The organism is Amycolatopsis sp. PSD-21 (assembly GCF_055561455.1).
In genome coordinates this window covers 4,705,629-4,722,193 of the sequence record NZ_CM145712.1, presented here as the reverse complement: position 1 = coordinate 4,722,193, position 16,565 = coordinate 4,705,629, and the positions used below count along the sequence as shown (strand labels likewise).

20 protein-coding genes are annotated in these 16,565 nt (G+C 69.1%); 13 read left to right on the top strand and 7 right to left on the bottom strand.

All coding sequences use genetic code 11. The annotated features are described in order from the left end of the window. Positions 1 to 778: 778 nt before the first annotated feature. From ACZ1DY_RS22335 to ACZ1DY_RS22315, 5 genes are all read left to right on the top strand, one after another. Positions 779 to 1,105, top strand: coding sequence for an ArsR/SmtB family transcription factor (locus tag ACZ1DY_RS22335; protein ID WP_465480704.1), 327 nt, complete (start codon positions 779 to 781; stop codon positions 1,103 to 1,105). Next, positions 1,102 to 1,584: an SRPBCC family protein gene (locus ACZ1DY_RS22330; RefSeq protein ID WP_465480703.1), complete on the top strand. Its 483-nt coding sequence runs from the start codon at positions 1,102 to 1,104 to the stop codon at positions 1,582 to 1,584. Before ACZ1DY_RS22335 ends, ACZ1DY_RS22330 begins: the two co-directional genes overlap by 4 nt. After that, on the top strand, positions 1,584 to 2,045 hold the full coding sequence (locus ACZ1DY_RS22325; RefSeq protein ID WP_257486888.1) for a pyridoxamine 5'-phosphate oxidase family protein: 462 nt from the start codon (positions 1,584 to 1,586) through the stop codon (positions 2,043 to 2,045). The genes ACZ1DY_RS22330 and ACZ1DY_RS22325 overlap by 1 nt, the downstream gene beginning before the upstream one ends. Positions 2,046 to 2,081: 36 nt before the next feature. After that, positions 2,082 to 2,597 carry a DUF4303 domain-containing protein gene (locus tag ACZ1DY_RS22320; protein WP_465485620.1) on the top strand — a complete coding sequence of 172 codons (516 nt, stop codon included), beginning with the start codon at positions 2,082 to 2,084 and terminating at the stop codon, positions 2,595 to 2,597. Between the two features lie 86 nt (positions 2,598 to 2,683). Continuing rightward, on the top strand, positions 2,684 to 3,121 hold the full coding sequence (locus ACZ1DY_RS22315; protein ID WP_465485619.1) for a VOC family protein: 438 nt from the start codon (positions 2,684 to 2,686) through the stop codon (positions 3,119 to 3,121). On the opposite strand, the gene ACZ1DY_RS22310 is transcribed toward ACZ1DY_RS22315, so the two are convergent. Beyond that, complete coding sequence (locus tag ACZ1DY_RS22310; protein ID WP_465485618.1) at positions 3,087 to 3,458, bottom strand: winged helix-turn-helix transcriptional regulator; 372 nt, start codon at positions 3,456 to 3,458, stop codon at positions 3,087 to 3,089. The genes ACZ1DY_RS22315 and ACZ1DY_RS22310 overlap by 35 nt on opposite strands. Positions 3,459 to 3,550: 92 nt before the next feature. On the opposite strand from ACZ1DY_RS22310, the gene ACZ1DY_RS22305 reads away from it, so the two are divergent. Together ACZ1DY_RS22305 and ACZ1DY_RS22300 are read left to right on the top strand one after the other, a co-directional pair. Then, positions 3,551 to 4,390, top strand: coding sequence for an SDR family oxidoreductase (locus ACZ1DY_RS22305; RefSeq protein ID WP_465485617.1), 840 nt, complete (start codon positions 3,551 to 3,553; stop codon positions 4,388 to 4,390). A 50-nt stretch (positions 4,391 to 4,440) separates the two neighbouring features. Further along, positions 4,441 to 5,262, top strand: a complete 822-nt coding sequence (locus tag ACZ1DY_RS22300; RefSeq protein WP_257486893.1) for a class I SAM-dependent methyltransferase — start codon at positions 4,441 to 4,443, stop codon at positions 5,260 to 5,262. 1 nt (position 5,263) lies between these two features. Here the strand turns inward: ACZ1DY_RS22300 and ACZ1DY_RS22295 are convergent, their stop codons facing one another. From ACZ1DY_RS22295 to ACZ1DY_RS22280, 4 genes are read right to left on the bottom strand one after another with little or no spacing between them, the layout of a single operon-like run. Continuing rightward, positions 5,264 to 5,905, bottom strand: coding sequence for a class I SAM-dependent DNA methyltransferase (locus ACZ1DY_RS22295; protein WP_465485616.1), 642 nt, complete (start codon positions 5,903 to 5,905; stop codon positions 5,264 to 5,266). Between the two features lie 10 nt (positions 5,906 to 5,915). Continuing rightward, positions 5,916 to 6,674: a putative protein N(5)-glutamine methyltransferase gene (locus ACZ1DY_RS22290; protein ID WP_465485615.1), complete on the bottom strand. Its 759-nt coding sequence runs from the start codon at positions 6,672 to 6,674 to the stop codon at positions 5,916 to 5,918. Continuing rightward, positions 6,671 to 7,438 carry an NAD(P)-binding domain-containing protein gene (locus ACZ1DY_RS22285; RefSeq protein WP_465485614.1) on the bottom strand — a complete coding sequence of 256 codons (768 nt, stop codon included), beginning with the start codon at positions 7,436 to 7,438 and terminating at the stop codon, positions 6,671 to 6,673. The genes ACZ1DY_RS22290 and ACZ1DY_RS22285 overlap by 4 nt, the downstream gene beginning before the upstream one ends. A 2-nt stretch (positions 7,439 to 7,440) precedes the next feature. Continuing rightward, positions 7,441 to 7,956, bottom strand: coding sequence for a DinB family protein (locus tag ACZ1DY_RS22280; protein ID WP_465485613.1), 516 nt, complete (start codon positions 7,954 to 7,956; stop codon positions 7,441 to 7,443). Between the two features lie 144 nt (positions 7,957 to 8,100). On the opposite strand from ACZ1DY_RS22280, the gene ACZ1DY_RS22275 reads away from it, so the two are divergent. The 6 genes from ACZ1DY_RS22275 (at position 8,101) to ACZ1DY_RS22250 (ending at position 12,737) form a co-directional block, all read left to right on the top strand. Then, positions 8,101 to 8,634, top strand: a complete 534-nt coding sequence (locus tag ACZ1DY_RS22275; protein ID WP_257486898.1) for an RNA polymerase sigma factor — start codon at positions 8,101 to 8,103, stop codon at positions 8,632 to 8,634. Positions 8,635 to 8,654: 20 nt separating this feature from the next. Then, positions 8,655 to 9,113, top strand: a complete 459-nt coding sequence (locus tag ACZ1DY_RS22270) for a peroxiredoxin family protein (RefSeq protein ID WP_465485612.1) — start codon at positions 8,655 to 8,657, stop codon at positions 9,111 to 9,113. Between the two features lie 32 nt (positions 9,114 to 9,145). Continuing rightward, entirely contained in the window at positions 9,146 to 9,751 is a 606-nt protein-coding gene (locus ACZ1DY_RS22265; protein ID WP_257486900.1) for a TetR/AcrR family transcriptional regulator, read from the top strand. Then, positions 9,735 to 11,354: an acyl-CoA dehydrogenase family protein gene (locus ACZ1DY_RS22260; protein ID WP_465485611.1), complete on the top strand. Its 1,620-nt coding sequence runs from the start codon at positions 9,735 to 9,737 to the stop codon at positions 11,352 to 11,354. The genes ACZ1DY_RS22265 and ACZ1DY_RS22260 overlap by 17 nt, the downstream gene beginning before the upstream one ends. Before the next feature lie 274 nt (positions 11,355 to 11,628). Beyond that, on the top strand, positions 11,629 to 12,060 hold the full coding sequence (locus ACZ1DY_RS22255; RefSeq protein WP_257486902.1) for a hypothetical protein: 432 nt from the start codon (positions 11,629 to 11,631) through the stop codon (positions 12,058 to 12,060). Positions 12,061 to 12,089: 29 nt separating this feature from the next. Continuing rightward, positions 12,090 to 12,737, top strand: coding sequence for a DUF4865 family protein (locus ACZ1DY_RS22250; RefSeq protein ID WP_257486903.1), 648 nt, complete (start codon positions 12,090 to 12,092; stop codon positions 12,735 to 12,737). Here ACZ1DY_RS22250 and ACZ1DY_RS22245 read toward each other — a convergent pair. Next, the gene (locus tag ACZ1DY_RS22245; protein WP_465485610.1) at positions 12,674 to 13,834 is read right to left on the bottom strand and encodes an SWIM zinc finger family protein; all 1,161 of its coding nucleotides are present in this window, start codon (positions 13,832 to 13,834) and stop codon (positions 12,674 to 12,676) included. The two genes, ACZ1DY_RS22250 and ACZ1DY_RS22245, sit on opposite strands and share 64 nt — an antisense overlap. After that, positions 13,831 to 16,548: a DEAD/DEAH box helicase gene (locus tag ACZ1DY_RS22240; protein ID WP_465485609.1), complete on the bottom strand. Its 2,718-nt coding sequence runs from the start codon at positions 16,546 to 16,548 to the stop codon at positions 13,831 to 13,833. The genes ACZ1DY_RS22245 and ACZ1DY_RS22240 overlap by 4 nt, the downstream gene beginning before the upstream one ends. Positions 16,549 to 16,565 lie beyond the last annotated feature (17 nt).

Here is a 16,565-nt window from a genome sequence, read left to right as displayed (position 1 = left end):
CGACAGTCTTACACTCGGTTATATTCGGTTTCATGCATAATAGTGATTATGCATGAAACGGAGTGATGGGTCCGGAAATCCCTCGCGGGGGATCTCGGTTCACTCGCCGCTCTCCGGACATCATGACCGGGTCGCACTGGACGCTCTTGCGTCCTGAATGACTCGTCGCATGCCGCCTGGGCGACGACTGGAGCCCGAGCCGTCGCCCAGGATGGCCGGCTGGCTCGAAGTGATCCATCCGAGCCGAGCGCCTCCGTTGATCATCTGCAGCGCCCGGAGCCCATATTGATTCGTCACAGTGACGTATTGAGGCTGGGTGATCGGACATCCGTTTCGCATCCCCGGGGGCACCTTGGGTCGGCACAGGAGATCCGCGCCCTGGAGGTTCCGGGGAGCCAAAGGAAGCCATGCCCGCATCTGAACGCGGCGAAGGGCGCCTTCACTGCATGACATGCGACAAAGGACGCTTTCAGTCCGCCTTGGGGCCCCTCTCGGCCATCGTTATCCAGGTCGGCCAAAGTGCCGATAATGTACATTATGTCAAGTAAGTCTCTACGCAGGTGCTGCAGCCCCTCACCCGCGAGCCTTTGATGCCCGACTCCTCGGCAGCACCAGGTCGTCGTGATCGGACATCGACAGGTTCACGACCCTGGCGCACACCAACTCGCCGGGCAGACTCGGATCCGCCGTGGTCCCCGACCCATCGACACGAGATACGCAGACTTAAGGCCCGCTCGCCCGTTGCCACCGAAGCTCCGTAAGTCTAGACTTACGGTTCGTGGGCACTTACCGAGTATCCGACGCCACATGGAGCGCGTTCGGGGATCCGAGCCGGCGCGCGATCATCGAGTGCCTGGCCGAGCGGCCGCAGTCCGTCCGTGAACTCGCCGACCAGCTGCCGATCAGCCGCCCCGCGGTCTCCCAGCACCTCAAGGCGCTCAAGGTCGCAGGGTTGGTCACCGATCGCCCTGTCGGGACGAAGCGCATCTACCAGCTCGACGCGATAGCCGTCGGCGCGTTGCGCGATCAGCTCGACACCTATTGGAGCCGCGCGCTGTCCGCTTACCAGGACGCCGTCGAACAGCCCGAAGGAGATAAGCGATGACGCAGGCAACGAACCCGGTGGTGTACAAGGAAATCGTCGTGGACGCCCCGATCGAACGGGCCTTCACCGTTTTCACCGAGCAATTCGGCGACTTCAAGCCACCCGAGCACAATCTTCTTCAGGTCGAGATCCTCGAGACCGTGTTCGAACCCCGCGTCGGTGGCCACATCTTCGACCGCGGGGTGGACGGCAGCGAGTGCCGGTGGGCTCGAATACTCACCTACGATCCCCCGCACCGCGTCGTCTTCAGCTGGGACATCAGCCCTCAATGGCAGATTGAAAGCGACCACGAGCACACGAGCGAGGTCGAGGTCCGCTTCATCGCCGAAGCCGCGCAGCGCACGCGGGTGGAACTCGAACACCGCAAGCTGGATCGCCACGGACCGGGCTGGAACGCTGTCAGCGACGGCGTGGGAGGCGACGCCGGCTGGCCGCTGTACCTGGCCCGCTATGCCCAGCTGCTGACCAGGGTCGACTGATGGCGACCACGATGCCACCCGCTCGAAAGCCGTTACAACGCAAGAGCGATGTGCTCGAGTTGCTGCGCTCGGAGACCACCGCGTGGTTGGCCACGGGCGATACCGACGGCCCACATCTGGTCCCGCTCTTGTTTCACCACAACGGCGAGGTGCTCACCTTCGCGACCTTCGCGCACAGCCGAACGGTGACCAACGTGGCCGCGACCGCACGAGCACGGGCAGCCATCGGCCGGCACTACGACGTGGTCATGATCGACGGCTCGATGGAAATCATCGAGCCCGGCGCGATCGATCCCGCCATCGCCGACCCGTTCGCTTCACTGCTGCGCGGTGGTCCTGACCCTCGGCATACCCCCGGATTCGTCTACCTCCAGCTCACTCCGACTCGGTTGCAGGCATGGCGCTCGTTCGCCGAGCTGCGCGGCAGGACTCTGATGCGCTCCGGCCAGTGGCTGGTTTGACCGCGGACGCGCGGCCTGGTGTGGTTCGATGCCGTCGTGGTTCCTACCGAAGCCGAACTCGCCGACGCGTTGACCACGGCCGCTCGCGCGGCCGTCACGGACCTGTTCCGCGACAACCCCGGCCACACGTTCTATTACGTCACGCTCACCACGCCCGGTGAGGCGTTCGGCCCGGCTCTGTCGGCGTGGTCGCATGAGGCGCTGGCTCAGCGGCCGGACGCCGACGACGTCCGCTACTCCTACGCCGATTCCCCGTTTTCGATAGTGGGCGAGGAACACCTGAAGCCGGTCCGTGAGATGTTCGCCGCTCGGCCGGAGGTGTTCGACCTCGCCGACGACGCGTCCGACGCGGAGTTCGAGCTTCGGCTGCGCGCGATGGAGACCGCGTTGCGCAGGCTCGCCGACGAAGGGCTGTTCGGCGTCGGTGAGGCTCGCGCGAACGTGGTCCTTCTGGTCGAGGTCGTTCCTGACGACGAGGACAACGTGGCCCGGGCTCGTCGGCTGAACCCGCCCGGACCGGCGCTCGATGCTTGGCTGGCCTACTGGGGCTGATTCCTGTCGCGAATACCCGACACAGGATGTCGTGTATTCGGTGGAATGCTCGCGATCCACCTATACGAAGGGGAAAGCGAATTCAGATGGGGTCTCGACTCAACCCGTACCTCAGGTACGACGGGAACGCACGGCAGGCGATGGAGTTCTACCACCAGGTGCTCGGCGGCAAGCTGGAGATCGGCACCATCGCGGACTTCGGTTCACCGGACTCCCCTGACGCCGGAAAGGTCATGCACGCCGAGCTCGTCACCCCGCACGGATACACGCTGATGGCGTGTGACGTCGATGGGCAGATCGAGGACGTGCCGCACTCCCCTGGCAACAACGTCGCGGTCTACCTCGGTGGCGACGGCGAGCTTCGTGGCCATTTCGAGGAGTTGTCCGTCGGCGGCACCGTGACCATGCCTTTGGAGAAGCAGGTGTGGGGTGACGAGGCCGGCGCGCTCGTGGACAGGTTCGGGATCACCTGGATGGTCAACATCAACGCTACTTCGCCTCAGGTGGGACCAGGCGCCGGGTGATCCGGTCGAACAGTTCCACCAGTGGCTCGCTCACGTCCCGGCCGAACTCCGTCAGACCGTAGGTGACCTGTGGTGGCGTCGTGGGTTCGACCTGCCGCCAGATCAGGCCGTCCTGGACGAGGGCGCGCAGGGACTGGGCGAGCATCTTCTCGCTGATCCCCTGGATGCTTTCGCGTAGCTCGTAGAAGCGGAGATCGTTGCGCTGCAAGGAGATCAGCACCCAGGTCCCCCATCGGCTGGTGACGTGGCCGACCACTTCGCTGGCGGCGCAGTCGGTGTGAAACACCTCATACCGCGGCTCCGTGCCGGCCGGTTTGAACTGCGCGCCTCCTGCCATGGGAGGAGCTTACCTCGGGGTATGTACTTACGAAAAGTTAGCCGCTATCCCTAGCGTCGTCGCCACGTCCAGATCGAACGAAGGAGCTGTTCATGATCGTGGTGACCGGAGCTACCGGGAACATCGGCAGGCCGTTGACCCAGGCGCTGGCCGAGGCGGGCGAACAGGTGACGGCGGTGTCGCGGCATGTCGCGGCGGCACCGCCGGGTGGGCGGCATGTGGTGGCCGATCTGGCCGAGCCTGCCGGGCTCGACCAGGCGCTGGACGGCGCGAAGGCGTTGTTCCTGCTGCTTTCCGGCGATCTTCATGCCGTCGGAGCGAACCCGGCCGACATCATCGGCCGGGCGGCGGCCGCCGGAGTGAGCCGGGTCGTGCTGCTCTCTTCCCTGGGTGTGGCGACGCGACCGTTCGGTACGACGCGGATCGCGATGCGCGCGCTGGAGGACGTGGTGCGGGAGTCCGGTTTGGACTGGGCCATCCTGCGGCCGGGTGGGTTCGCCTCGAATGCCTTGTGGTGGGCGGAGTCGGTCCGTTCGCGGCAGGTGGTCGCGGCGCCGTTCGGTGACACCGGGGTGCCGATCGTCGATCCGGCGGATATCGCGGAGGTCGCGGCCGCTTGTCTGCTGGACGAGCGGTATCTCGGTGAGGTCTACGAGCTGACCGGTCCGGAGGTGATCACGCCGCGCGAGCAGACAGCGGTCCTCGCCGCTGCGCTGGGTTCGCCGGTGCGGTTTCAGGAGCTCACCCATGCCGAGGCGAAGGCGGGTATGGCCCGGAGCATGCCGGCTGAGCTCGCGGACGACACGTTGGACATTCTCAGTTCGCCGACGCCGGCGGAACTGCGCGTGAGCCCGGATGTGCACCGGGTTCTCGGCCGTGCGCCGCGGTCGTTCGCCGATTGGGCCGCGAGGAATATCGCCGCGTTCCGCTGAGGGGTTCGCGCTAGGGTCGTGCTCCGAAGACGAACCTGGGGGTTTCCGAAATGCGTGTCGATCCGTCTAACGAGCGGATGTTGCAGGCGTGGGACGGTGATGACGGCGCTCTGTGGGCGAAGCGCGCGCAGCGTTTCAACGACGGTGTCGCCGCTTATCGCGACACGTTCTTCGACGCTGCGGGCATCCGGCCGGCGGACGACGTCCTCGATGTCGGTTGCGGTGCGGGTCAGACGACGCGGGACGCGGCGCGGTTCGCCAGTGGTGGTTCCGCGCTCGGTGTCGACCTCTCCGGGGGGATGCTCGCTCTCGCTCGTCGGCTCGCCGAGGAGGAACGCGTTCGCAATGTCTCTTTCGAACAGGTGGATGCGCAGATCCATCCGTTCGGCGAGGCGCGGTTCGATGTGGTGATCAGCAGGCACGGCTCGATGTTCTTCGGCACTCCCCTGGCGGCGTTCGCCAACCTGGCCAGGGCGACCCGGCCTGGTGGGCGTCTGGTGCTGCTGACGTGGCAGCCGTTCCGGCTCAACGAGTGGATCACCACGTTCCGGACGATCTTCGCGGCGGGTCGTGAGGTGCCGTCGGCGGATCTCGCGTTGAGCGACCCGGCCGAGACCGAGAAGTTGTTGGTCTCGGCCGGGTACTCCGACGTCCGGTGCACCGCGGTGGACAAGCCGATGTACTTCGGCCGGGACGTGGACGACGCGGCCGACTTCATCGTCGAGCAGCATGGCGGCCGGTTGAGCGACCTGGACGAGGCCGCGCGTGCCGCTGCCGTGGCCGCCTTGCGAGCCGATCTGGCCGAGCACCAGACCGACCGAGGCGTTTTCTACGGCTCGGCGGCCTGGCTCGTCGAGGCCCGGCGTCCTTGAGCTACTGCTTGCGGGCGATCAGATAGGCCTGTTGCGTGCTTTCGAACTCCTCCGACGGTTCGCGGACGAGGGTGGAGAGCACGCTGAACTTCGCCTCCCCTAGCTGCTCGGCGATCTTCTCGGGTGACAAGCGGTAGGCGTCGCAGGAGATGTCGTGCCCGTACGCGTGCTCGATGTGGCGTACTTCGTCACCGACCTGGAAGGCCAGCAGCAGGTGGCCGCCCGGGGCGAGGACGCGGTGGAAGTCGGCGAAGATCTCCGGCAGCCGCTCTCGTGGTGTGTGGATGATGGAGTACCACGCGACGACGCCGGCCAGGGCGCCGTCCTCAATGGACAATCCGGGCATCTCTCCGACCTGGAAGTCCAAGTGCGGATACGACTTCCGGGCGACGGCGACCATTTCCGGCGAGAGGTCGACGCCGTGGATGTCGAGCCCCAGCTGGTGGAGGTGTTCGGTGATGCGGCCGGGTCCGCAGCCGATTTCGGCGACGCGGCCGCCGCCGGCGGCCTGGACGAGTTCGGTGTAGGCGCCGAGCACGGCGCGGTCCCAGGTGGATCCGGCGAGGTGGTCGCGGAGGAGTTCGGCGTAGTCGGCCGCGACCGTGTCGTAGGCGGTGCGGGTCGTTTGGAGGTAGTCGGTCACGGCGGCGACCCTATCCCCTGGCACCGACGACAATCGTCGCGTACAGGTCGTCGTCGGTGATCACTTCGGGGGTCAATCCGTTGTGTGCCATGGCTTCCGCGGTCCAGGCGGCTTGACTTTCGCCGGTTTCGATCAGCAGGTGCCCGCCCGGTGCGAGCCATTGTGCGGCCTCGGCGGCGACGCGGCGGTGGACGTCGACACCGTCGTGCCCGCCGTCGAGGGCGACGCGGGGTTCGTGGTCGCGTGCTTCGGGCGGCATCATCGCGATGGCGTCCGTCGGGACGTATGGGGCGTTGACGACCAGGATGTCGACGCGGCCTCGCAGCGTCGCGGGAAGCGGTGTGTAGAGGTCGCCCTCGAAGACCTCTCCCCCGGCCTCGGCGAGGTTGATGCGGGCGCAGCGGGCGGCGGCGGGCTCGATGTCGGCCGCGTAGAGCCGGATGTCGCCGAGTTCGGCGGCGATGGCCGCGCCGAGCGCGCCGGTTCCGCAGCAGAGGTCGAGGACGACCGCTCCTGGTCCGGCGAGGGTGGCGGCGTGTCGGACGAGGAGTTCGGAGCGTTGCCGTGGCACGAAGACGCCGGGTTCGATGGTGATGCGGAGGCCGTGGAATTCGGCCCAGCCGAGGATGACTTCGAGTGGTTCGCCGTCGACGCGGCGCTGGACCATGGTGTCGAGTTCGCCGGGTGTACGTGCTTCGGCGGTGATCAGGCGGGCCTCGTCTTCGGCGAAGACGCATCCGGCGGCCCGGAGCCTGTCGACGACGGTCACTGGTCTCGCAGCCTGGCGAGGATTCCGTCGAGGGCCTGGCGGACGGTGTCGGGGACGCCGTTGGTGCGCAGGTCGGTGAGGAATTGTTCGTTGAGCCCGCCGGGGGTCATGTGTTTGCCGGTGAGGGTTTCGAGGGAGCCGCTCTGCTGGACGAGTGCGTGTCCTAGCTGGCCGAAGATGTGCCGGGTGAAGGCGGTCGCCGTGGTGTCCTCGATGCCTTGGTCGGTCATCCAGGCGGCGATGGTGCCGAGGTAGTCGAGGTGGGCGGCGAAGGTGGCCGTGGCGCCGCTGAAGACGTCGAGGTCCTTTTCCGCGGCGGGGACGACGCTGCCACCGATGCTGTCGAAGAGGGCTCGGGCTTCGGGGTTGTCGGGGTACATCGCGGTGAGGCTTTGGCGTCGGGCGGCCGGGGGCAGCGGGATGCTCCGGACGACTTCGCGGGCGGGGGTGGCCCAGTCGCGCAGCCGGTCGAGGGGGACGCCGGCGAGGGCGCTGATCAGGATGTGGTCGGGCCGGAAGGTGAGGTCTCGGAGGACTTCTTCGGCGATCGGCGGGCGGACGGCGAGGATGATCGTCGTGGCGCTGTCGAGGACGGCTTGGTTGCTGTCGCGGACTTCGACGTTGGCGAAGCGTGCCGAGAGTTCTTGGCCGACGCTGCGGCTGCGGGGTGAGAGGAAGATCGAGGGCGGATCGGTGATGTCCTTGCTGAGGCCTTCGACGATGGCGGCGGTGATCTCGCCCGCGCCGACGAATCCGTAGTCCATGGTCAGGCTCCCGTGTGGCCGTCGACGCGTTCGCGGATGAGGTCGGCGTGGCCGTTGTGGCGGGCGTATTCGCCGATCATGTGGAGGTACAGCATGCGCAGCGAGAACGGGTTCCCGCCGAAGTCGAAGGTGTCGTCGAGGGATCCTTCGGCGGCGGCTTCGTCGGCGAGGCGGATCTCTTCGAGGAGGATGTCGTACGCCTCTTCGGCTTTGGCGGCGTCGAGGACTTCGAAGTCGTGGTCCTTGCCGAGGGCGGGGTCGTAGAGGGGTTCGATGTCCTGTGCGGCGTAGCGCAGGCGGAACCAGAAGCGTTCGACCTTGGCGAGGTGCCGGATGAGGCCGAGGAGGGTCATGTTCGACGGCGGGACCGACGCCGTGGCGAGCTGTTCTCCGGTGAGGCCGGCGAGTTTGTGGAGGAACGTGCTGCGGTGCCAGGCCAGCAGGGAGGGCAGGAGGATCCGCTCGTCGGCGGCGGTGTCGCCGGACGGCCGGGTGACCTCGGGGGCGGTCCATGTCATAGCGGCGATCATGCCATCGGGTGACGCGGGGTTCGTGGTGTGCCCGCTGGGGTGAGCGGGGTCACGTGGAGGGCGCTGAATCCTTTCGCGAGGGTCGTGGCTCTTGTAGGGGCCGGGACAAGCCCGGCGCAGGAGGAGGTTGTCGTGGAGGCCGAGTGGCCGAGGGAGTCGTTGATCGTGGCGGCGCAGGGCGGGGACGCGTCCGCCATCGCCGCTTTGGTCTCGGGTTCCCATCCGCATGTGCAGCGGTTCGCACGGTCTCTGTGTGCTTCGCCGGAGGACGCGGAGGATTCGGCGCAGGAGGCGTTGATCATCCTGTACCGGAAGATCGGCACGCTGCGTGCGACGGGTGCGCTCGCGTCGTGGATGTTCCGGATCGTGCGCAACGAATGCCTTCGGCGGGCCCGCCGGGCGTTGCGTGGCGGGGCTCCGGCGGAGTCGGTCGCGATGGTTTCGGCCGAGGAAGACGCGCTGGATCGGCTGGAGGCGCAGCGGGTGGCGGCGGCGATCGCCGAGTTGCCGGCGGACCAGCGTCGCGTCTTGATCATGCGTGACATCCAAGGGCATCCGGGCCGGGTGGTCGCGGACGCGCTCGGGTTGAGCACGGCCGCGATGAAGTCCCGGTTGCACCGTGCGCGGGCGACGGTCCGTGCGCTTCTCGACAACCCCGCTTCCTGATCTTCCGTTGAGGAGTTTTCATGCTCGAAATCGGTTCCACGGTCCCTGACGTCGCGCTGGAGGACACGACTGGGCAGGTCGTGCGGCTTTCGGAGTTCCGCGGTACGGCAAGCGTGCTGATCTATTTCATGCGTTCGACCACGTGTCCTGTGTGCACCGGCCATGTGAAGGACCTGGCGGCGCGGTCCGAGGAGCTGGCGGCCGCCGGTGTGCGGGTGCTGGTGGCGGTTCCCGAGGGCCGGGCGGAGGCCAAGGTGTGGCGGGCGAAGCGCGGGTTGTCGCTTCGGGTGGTCTCGGGCCGGGACGGCTCGCCGCATGAGGCGTTCGGGCTGGCGAAGAAGATGCTGCAGCAGTCGGGCAGTGTGCTGATCGACCGGGACGGGGTGGTCCGGCACGCACATGCGGCGACCATGCCGACGAGCGCCTACGACAAGAAGGGCATCGCCAAGGTCGTGGAGGAGCTTGCCAGGGTGCGTTGACTGAAGGTGTGAATCGGTGCTTCACTTCTTGGGTGCCGTATCGCCGTACACCGAAGGTCCAGGAGCGTCTGGACGCCCAGCGCGACGCCGTCCTCGCCGCCGCCATCGAGCAATTGGCCGAGCGCGGGTACGCGGGCTGCTCGGTGTCGGCGGTCGCCGAGCGGGCGGGCGTGGCGGTGGGGAGCGTGTACCGCCACTACCCCACCAAGGCCGCGCTGGTCGTGGAGTTGTTCCGCAAGGTCGTCACGCGTGAGGTCGAGGCGGTGCGTGAGGTGTCGGAGCGGCCCGGCACGCCTGCCGAGCGGGTCGTGGCGGTGTTCGACACCTTCGCGAGCCGGGCACTGAAGACACCGCGGATGGCGTACGCGCTGCTGGCCGAGCCCGTCGACGCGCCGATCGAGGCCGAGCGGCTGGTGTTCAGGCGTGCCTTTCGTGACGTCGTGGCCCAGCACGTGGCCGACGGCGTCCGGTCCGGGGTGCTGCCCGCCCAGGACGCGGACGTCACCGCCGCGGCGCTCGTCGGGGCTGCCGCCGAGGTGCTGATCGGCCCGTTGACCACCGGCAGTGCGGACGAGGTGTCCGGGCTGCGCACTTTCGTCCTGCGTTCCTTGGGAGGTTCCGATGCCGAGCACTCATGAGGTCACCAATCAGGTCCCGCCGCTGGCGGAGTACGACGTCGCCGCCGATCCGGCTTTGCTGGAGGGGCTGGAACGGGCCGACGCCGGCTGGGCGGTGGCCGAGGTGCACGCCCTCGGCAGGCTCGCCGGGAGCGAGCAGGCGCAGGAGTGGGGCAGGCTGGTCAACGAGAACGAGCCGGTGCTGCGGACGCACGACCGGGTCGGGAACCGGATCGACGAGGTCGAGTTCCATCCGTACTGGCACGAGCTGATGGACGTCGCGGTGTCGCATGGGCTGCACGCGGCGCCGTGGCGGGATTCCCGGCCGGGCGCGCACGCGGCGCGGGCGGCGAAGATGTACGTCTGGGGCCAGGTCGACGCGGGGCACACGTGCCCGATTTCGATGACGTACGCGGCGGTCCCGGCGTTGCGGTTCAATCCGGAGCTGTCCGCGCGGTACGAGCCGTTGCTGGCGGCGACGGAGTACGACTTCGGGTTGCGTGAGCCGAGTTCGAAGCGCGGGCTCATCGCCGGGATGTCGATGACGGAGAAGCAGGGCGGTTCCGACGTCCGGGCCAACACGACCACGGCGCGGCCGCTCGGGGACGGCGGCTATGTGATCGTCGGGCACAAGTGGTTCACCTCGGCGCCGATGTCGGACATGTTCCTGACGCTGGCCCAGGCGCCGGGCGGGTTGTCGTGTTTCCTGCTCCCCCGGGTCCTGCCGGACGGCACGCGCAACGGGATCCGGTTGCAGCGGCTGAAGGACAAGCTGGGCAACCGGTCCAACGCGTCGTCGGAGATCGAGTACGACGACGCGATCGGCTGGCTGATCGGCGAGGAAGGCCGAGGGGTGCGCACCATCATCGAGATGGTGAACAACACCCGGCTGGACTGCGCGGTCGGGAGCGCGTCGGGCATGCGGTACGGCGCCGTGCGGGCGATCCACCACGCGCGGCATCGTCGGGCGTTCGGGGCGAATCTGGTGGATCAGCCGCTGATGGGCAACGTGCTGGCGGACCTCGTCGTGGAGTCCGAGGCGGCGACGACGGTCGGGATGCGGCTCGCGTCGGCGACCGACCGGCCGGACGACGAGCAGGAACAGGCGTTCCGGCGGCTGGGGCTGGCGGTGACGAAGTACTGGGTGTGCAAACGCGGCCCATCGCACGCGGTGGAGGCGCTGGAATGTCTGGGCGGGAACGGGTACGTCGAGGAGTCGGGGATGCCGCGGCTCTACCGTGAAGCTCCGCTGATGTCGATCTGGGAGGGTTCGGGCAACGTCGCGGCGCTCGACGCGTTGCGGGCGATGGCGAAGCAGCCGGAGTCGGTGGCGGCGTATTTCACGGAGGTCGAGCAGGCGGCCGGCGCCGACACGCGGCTGGACGACGCGGTGGGCAGGCTGCGCAAGGAGCTGTCGGATCTGTCGGACATCGAGTACCGGGCGCGGCGGCTGGTCGAGTCGATGGCGCTCGTGCTCCAGGGTTCGTTGCTGGTGCGGCACGGGACTCCGGCGGTGGCCGACGCGTTCTGCGCGTCGCGGCTCGGCGGTGACTGGGGTGTCGCGTTCGGGACACTTCCGTCCGGAGTGGACACGCGGGCGATCGTCGCCCGTGCGGAGGTCTGAGCTACTCGGAGTGCCGGCCTTCCACGACGACGCCTCAGGGCTGGTGACCGCGCCCTGAACTCCGAGGCGCGGTGGAGGCGTGTGAGTCCTTGCCGAAGTCGGCGGTTTCACCGTCGCTTTCGTGCTTTTCGGACTCTCGGTGCCCGCCTGACCACGTGCTGCGGCGGTCCGGCCGGTTCCCCCGGCCGGACCGCCGCCGGGCACTGCGAACGGCCGCAGGATTGCGGAATTCGGGTGCATCCAGGAGCGCGTGTGTCGGCTACGTTCCTCGGTCATGGTCGATCGCCGAAGATGCCTGGCCCTGGTCCCCTTGGCGCTGTTCGCCGCAGGCTGCGCGGCGGCCGAGCCGACGCCGATCTTCGCCGCGGCGAGTTCGACGCCTTCCGCGGAGAGTGTGCCGATGATGGACGCGGCGGCCCCGTCCGGCGCGCCGTTCGTGGCGGCGGACGGACGGGACCTTAGGGCCTGCGCCGACGGTGAGTGCGAGGTGCTGGTGCGGACCGGCGACCAGGTTCCCAACGACGGCGGTGCCGGTCCGCTCTCGGTCACGGTCCAGGCGGGGAAGGTGGGCCTCGCCCCGGCCTCCGGCGGGATGGGCGGGGCGATGTCCGGCCCGGCGGGAGCGGTCCACCAGATCAACCGGCAGGTGATCGTCGTCGTCGCGGTACGGGGCAGCGAAGGGATCATCCGGCTCAACCGGAAGTAACGGTTTCTGTACCTACTAGTATGTACGGCATGCATGCGATGCAGTACGAGATCACTCTCCCCGCCGATTACGACATGGGCATCATCCGCGAGCGCGTCGCCACGCGCGGGCATCTGCTCGACGACTTCGGCGGCCTGGGGCTGAAGGTCTACGGGATCCGCGAGCGCGGCGTCGACGGCTCGACGCTGAACCAGTACTCGCCCTTCTACCTGTGGCACGACGAGGCCGGGATGAACGCCTTCCTGTTCGGCGGCCCGTTCAGCGGCATCGTCGAATCCTTCGGGCGTCCCGCCGTGCAGCACTGGACCGTGCTCGGGTTCGAGGAGGGACCCGCGTTCGGCTCGGCCCCGGTCACGGCGGGAAAGCATGTCGTGCGGATCCCCGACGAGACCGACCCGGTCGCCTTCCTCGGCGAGGCTCTCGACGGGCTGCGCGAGCACCTGCGGCGGGACGGCGCGCATTCGGGCGCGCTGGCCGTCGATCCGCGGACGTGGCAGGTCGTCCGCTACACCCTGTGGACCGGTGAGGCGCCTGAAACGGACGAAGTCCGGTATCGGATCCTCCACCTGTCCTCGCCGCACCTGGATCAGCTGCGGCGAGGACGGCAGTGGGATCAGCCGAGCAACGCGGCGAACAACGCACCGGGATCGGCTTCGGGCGGACCGGCGGGCCACTGATCCCGGTACGGGTACCAGAGCCCGTCCTTGCCCAGCCGCACCTGCACGCCGGTTCCGTGGACGGTGCAGTGGTTCCGCTCGACGTCCAGCCCCTCGCCGGGGTCGTCGACCACCTCGGCGAAAGCGGCCCGTGCCCGGCCTATCGCCTGAGGCGGCGGAGTCCACGTGGTCTCCAGGACGTCGAGACCAGTGCGACCACCGTGCCGCCAGGCGAGCACCGCGCGGTCGAAGTCCTCACCGCTCTCGGCCGGGCGCAGCCTGTCGGCGACCTCCGGACGGGTGGCGGCCAGACGGACGGCGTCCTGCTTACGGGTGAGCTTCGGCTGCGACGCGAGCAGCGCGCCGGCCATCTGGCTCGCGTTGGCGATCAGCAGGGCGAAGGTCTCGGCCGGGATATCGGGCGCGCCCGGCACGGTCGGGCCTCCGGTGGGCGCGAACCCGTCGAGATCCGGCAACGGACCCGGCTCGTCGGCGTACGCGCGCTCGGCGTCGATGCCGTCGTCCCCCGTGCGCACGAACCGCGGGGCGTTGCGCCGCTGCAATTCGTCGAGTAGTTCCCGCTCCCCCTTGCCGCGCATCAGCAGCAGCACGAAGGGGTCCGCGTCGAGCAGCCACGAGGCCTGGAACGACAGCGCCGCGGCGTGACGGCACGGCAGCTCCCAGCCGGGGCAGTCGCAGTCCGGGTCGAGGTCGCCGATCCCGGGCAGCAGATGCACTCCGGCGTCGTCGGCGGCCTCGACGAGGTCGTGCGGCATGTCCCGGTCCAGCAACGCGGCGAGATGCCCGGCACGCGAGGCGACCCGGTCGAGGAACCGGTCCCACTCGTCGGCGGTCAGCTCCGCGAGCCGGACCTCGGTGCGGTACTGGCCCTCCTGGTCGTCGACCACGGCGGCGATCCGCCCCGGGCTGACCGTGATCGGGCCGACCCTGCCCGCCGCGGCGTACTTGCGGCCCTGTTTGAGCTGACGCAGATCCAGCGCGGTGTCCTCCATCGCGCTGATCCACGCGCGGCCCCACCACGAGCGGGCGAACTGGCCACGCCCGCCTTGAGCGCCGAAGGCGGGGAAACCGCGGACGCGGTCGTCTGGCGTGCTCATCGGCGGCTCCTCAACTCGACCAGATCGGCCAGCTCGGCGTCGGTCAGTTCGGTCAGCGCGGCCTCGCCACCGGCGAGCACCGCGTCGGCCAGCGCGCGTTTCTCCCGCAGCATCGCCGCGATCCGGTCCTCGACCGTGCCCTCGGCGATGAGCCGGTGCACCTGCACCGGCCTGGTCTGCCCGATCCGGTACGCGCGGTCGGTCGCCTGGTCCTCCACCGCGGGATTCCACCAGCGGTCGTAGTGCACGACGTGATCGGCACGGGTCAGGTTGAGCCCGGTCCCCGCCGCCTTGAGCGACAACAGGAACACCGGCACCTCACCGGCCTGGAACCGGCGCACGAGCTCCTCGCGTTTGGGTACCGGGGTGCCGCCGTGCAACAGCTGCGTGCCGATGCCGCGCTGCGCGAGATGGCGTTCCAGCAGCCGCGCCATGGCGACGTACTGGGTGAACACCAGCACCGACCCGTCCTCGGCGAGGATCGTGCCCAGGAGCTCGTCGAGCAATTCGAGCTTGCCCGACCGCCCGTCCAGTACCGCTTCCGACGGCTCCTTGAGGTACTGCGCGGGATGGTTGCAGATCTGTTTGAGCCCGGTGAGCAGCTTGACGATCCGGCCGCGGCGCGCGATGCCCTCGCTGCCGGCGATCTCGGCCATCAGCTCGCGCACCGTCGCCTCGTACAAGGCCGCCTGCTCGGCGGTGAGGGTCACCGGCCGGTCGGTCTCGGTCTTGGGCGGTAGCTCCGGCGCGATCCCCGGATCGGATTTGCGGCGCCGCAACAGGAACGGGCGGACCAGCCGGGACAGGCTCTCCGCGGCCTCCGGATCTTTACCGGACTCGACCGGTTTCGCCCACACCCGGCGGAAGTCGGCCATGGTCCCGAGCAGTCCCGGTGTCGTCCAGTCCAGGATCGCCCACAGCTCGGCGAGATTGTTCTCCACCGGGGTTCCCGTCAGCGCCACCCGCGCCGACGACGTCAGCGTCCGCAACGCCTTCGCCGTGCCGGAGCGGTGGTTCTTGACGTGCTGCGCCTCGTCGGCGACCAGCAGTCCCCAGTGGACGGCGCGCAGCGGTTCCGGGTCGACGCGCAGGGTGCCGTACGTCGTGAGCACGAAGCCGCCGCCGAGGTCGTCGAGCGAGCGTTCGGTGCCGTGGAACCGGCGCACCGGGACACCGGGGGCGAACTTGGTGATCTCCCGTTCCCAGTTCCCCAGCAGCGATGCCGGGCAGACGACCAGCGTGGGCCCGTCGGCGCGATGCAGATGCAGCGAGATCAGCGTGATCGTCTTGCCGAGACCCATGTCGTCGGCCAGACAGCCGCCGAGCCCGATCGAGGTCATGGCGGTGAGCCACTGCAGGCCGCGCATCTGGTAGTCGCGCAGGGTCGCGGCCAGTCCGCGCGGGGGCGCCTGCGGCTCCGGTGGGGCGAGAAGCCGTTCCCGCAACGCGGCGAGCCAGCCGTCGGTGAGGACGTCGACGCGTTCGCCGTCGACCTCGGCCGTCCCGCTCAAGGCGGCGCCGAGCGCGTCGATCGGCGTGAGCGGCTTCAGCGCGCGATCTCGCGCTTTCGCCGCCAGCGCCGGGTCGACGAGCACCCACTGATCACGCAACCGCACGACAGGGCGGTGCGCCTCGGCCAGCGCGTCCATCTCGGCCGCGGTGAGCGGTGCGCCGCCGAGCGCGAGCTGCCAGTCGAACTGCAGCAGGGTGCCACCGGCGAAGAACGACGGAAGGTCCGCCGGCGGCGCGTCACCGCCGCCGACGGCGGCCTTCGCGCTCAGGTCGCGCGCGAGATCGGCGGGCCAGTGCACGTCGATGCCCGCCGTGGCCAGCAGGGGCGCTGCGGTGGTGAGCAGTTCGGTGATGTCGGCGTCGCCGAGCCCGACCTCGTCGGGCACCGCGGCGCCGAGCAGGGGTTCCAGCGGAGGCCACAGGTGCGCCGCCCGGCGAAGGGCCAGCATGACGTCGATCCGTGCTCGCGGGCCGAATCGGTCGTCGCCTGCCCAGAGCGCGGCGGCGTCGATCAGGACGCCGGGGTCGGCGAGGCTGTGCACCTGGACGACCCCGCTGAACCGGCCGCTCGTGAAGTCGTCGCCCGGTGCCTCGATCCGCACCGAGACCCGGACCCCGGAGTCCAGCCCGGCAGCGACCTCGGCCGCCCAGTCACGCAACTGCGGGACACGATGCGCGGGCGCGGCGGCGAAGGCCTTGACGCCCGCCGCCTGCGCGGCCGCAGGCGTGCGGGGAAGGGTGTCGGCCACCGCGTCGAGGAACGCGCGCAGCAACGGATACCGCGCGGGGAGCAGGTTTCCCTCGCCCGGGATCGCCCTCGCCCTGGCAGGCATCGCCTCGGACAGCTCGCGTAGCCAGGCGGCGTCGGCGGGTTCCAGCGGGCCCGCGCGCCAGGCGTCCACATCGGACTCCGTGAGCCCGGGCAGTAGCCTGCCCGCCTCGGCCAGCTTCAACGCCGCCGTGGCCGCGGTGCCCCAGAACCGCGCGGAGGGATCGTCGCTTTCACGGAGCCGCAGCAGCGCGGGGAGCGCCTCGGCCATCGGGAGCCGTACGCACGGCACCGTGACGATCTCGGGCAGGGCGACTGTCACCTCCCCGGTCCCCGGCGTGTCCCCGTCCGCGTTCCAGAAGACGAATCCGCTGGTCCGAGGGGGATTATTCGGTTCGAAAACGACACTGCCGAAACCGTCGTGAGACGCCACTCAACCCCAATCTCTGT

Coding starts and splice junctions, on each gene's coding strand:
- ACZ1DY_RS22330 (WP_465480703.1), top strand. CDS start 1,102: ATGACGCAGGCAACGAACCCGGTGGTGTACAAGGAAATCGTCGTGGAC.
- ACZ1DY_RS22325 (WP_257486888.1), top strand. CDS start 1,584: ATGGCGACCACGATGCCACCCGCTCGAAAGCCGTTACAACGCAAGAGC.
- ACZ1DY_RS22315 (WP_465485619.1), top strand. CDS start 2,684: ATGGGGTCTCGACTCAACCCGTACCTCAGGTACGACGGGAACGCACGG.
- ACZ1DY_RS22310 (WP_465485618.1), bottom strand. CDS start 3,458: ATGGCAGGAGGCGCGCAGTTCAAACCGGCCGGCACGGAGCCGCGGTAT.
- ACZ1DY_RS22305 (WP_465485617.1), top strand. CDS start 3,551: ATGATCGTGGTGACCGGAGCTACCGGGAACATCGGCAGGCCGTTGACC.
- ACZ1DY_RS22300 (WP_257486893.1), top strand. CDS start 4,441: ATGCGTGTCGATCCGTCTAACGAGCGGATGTTGCAGGCGTGGGACGGT.
- ACZ1DY_RS22285 (WP_465485614.1), bottom strand. CDS start 7,438: ATGGACTACGGATTCGTCGGCGCGGGCGAGATCACCGCCGCCATCGTC.
- ACZ1DY_RS22280 (WP_465485613.1), bottom strand. CDS start 7,956: ATGACATGGACCGCCCCCGAGGTCACCCGGCCGTCCGGCGACACCGCC.
- ACZ1DY_RS22270 (WP_465485612.1), top strand. CDS start 8,655: ATGCTCGAAATCGGTTCCACGGTCCCTGACGTCGCGCTGGAGGACACG.
- ACZ1DY_RS22260 (WP_465485611.1), top strand. CDS start 9,735: ATGCCGAGCACTCATGAGGTCACCAATCAGGTCCCGCCGCTGGCGGAG.
- ACZ1DY_RS22255 (WP_257486902.1), top strand. CDS start 11,629: ATGGTCGATCGCCGAAGATGCCTGGCCCTGGTCCCCTTGGCGCTGTTC.
- ACZ1DY_RS22250 (WP_257486903.1), top strand. CDS start 12,090: ATGCATGCGATGCAGTACGAGATCACTCTCCCCGCCGATTACGACATG.
- ACZ1DY_RS22245 (WP_465485610.1), bottom strand. CDS start 13,834: ATGAGCACGCCAGACGACCGCGTCCGCGGTTTCCCCGCCTTCGGCGCT.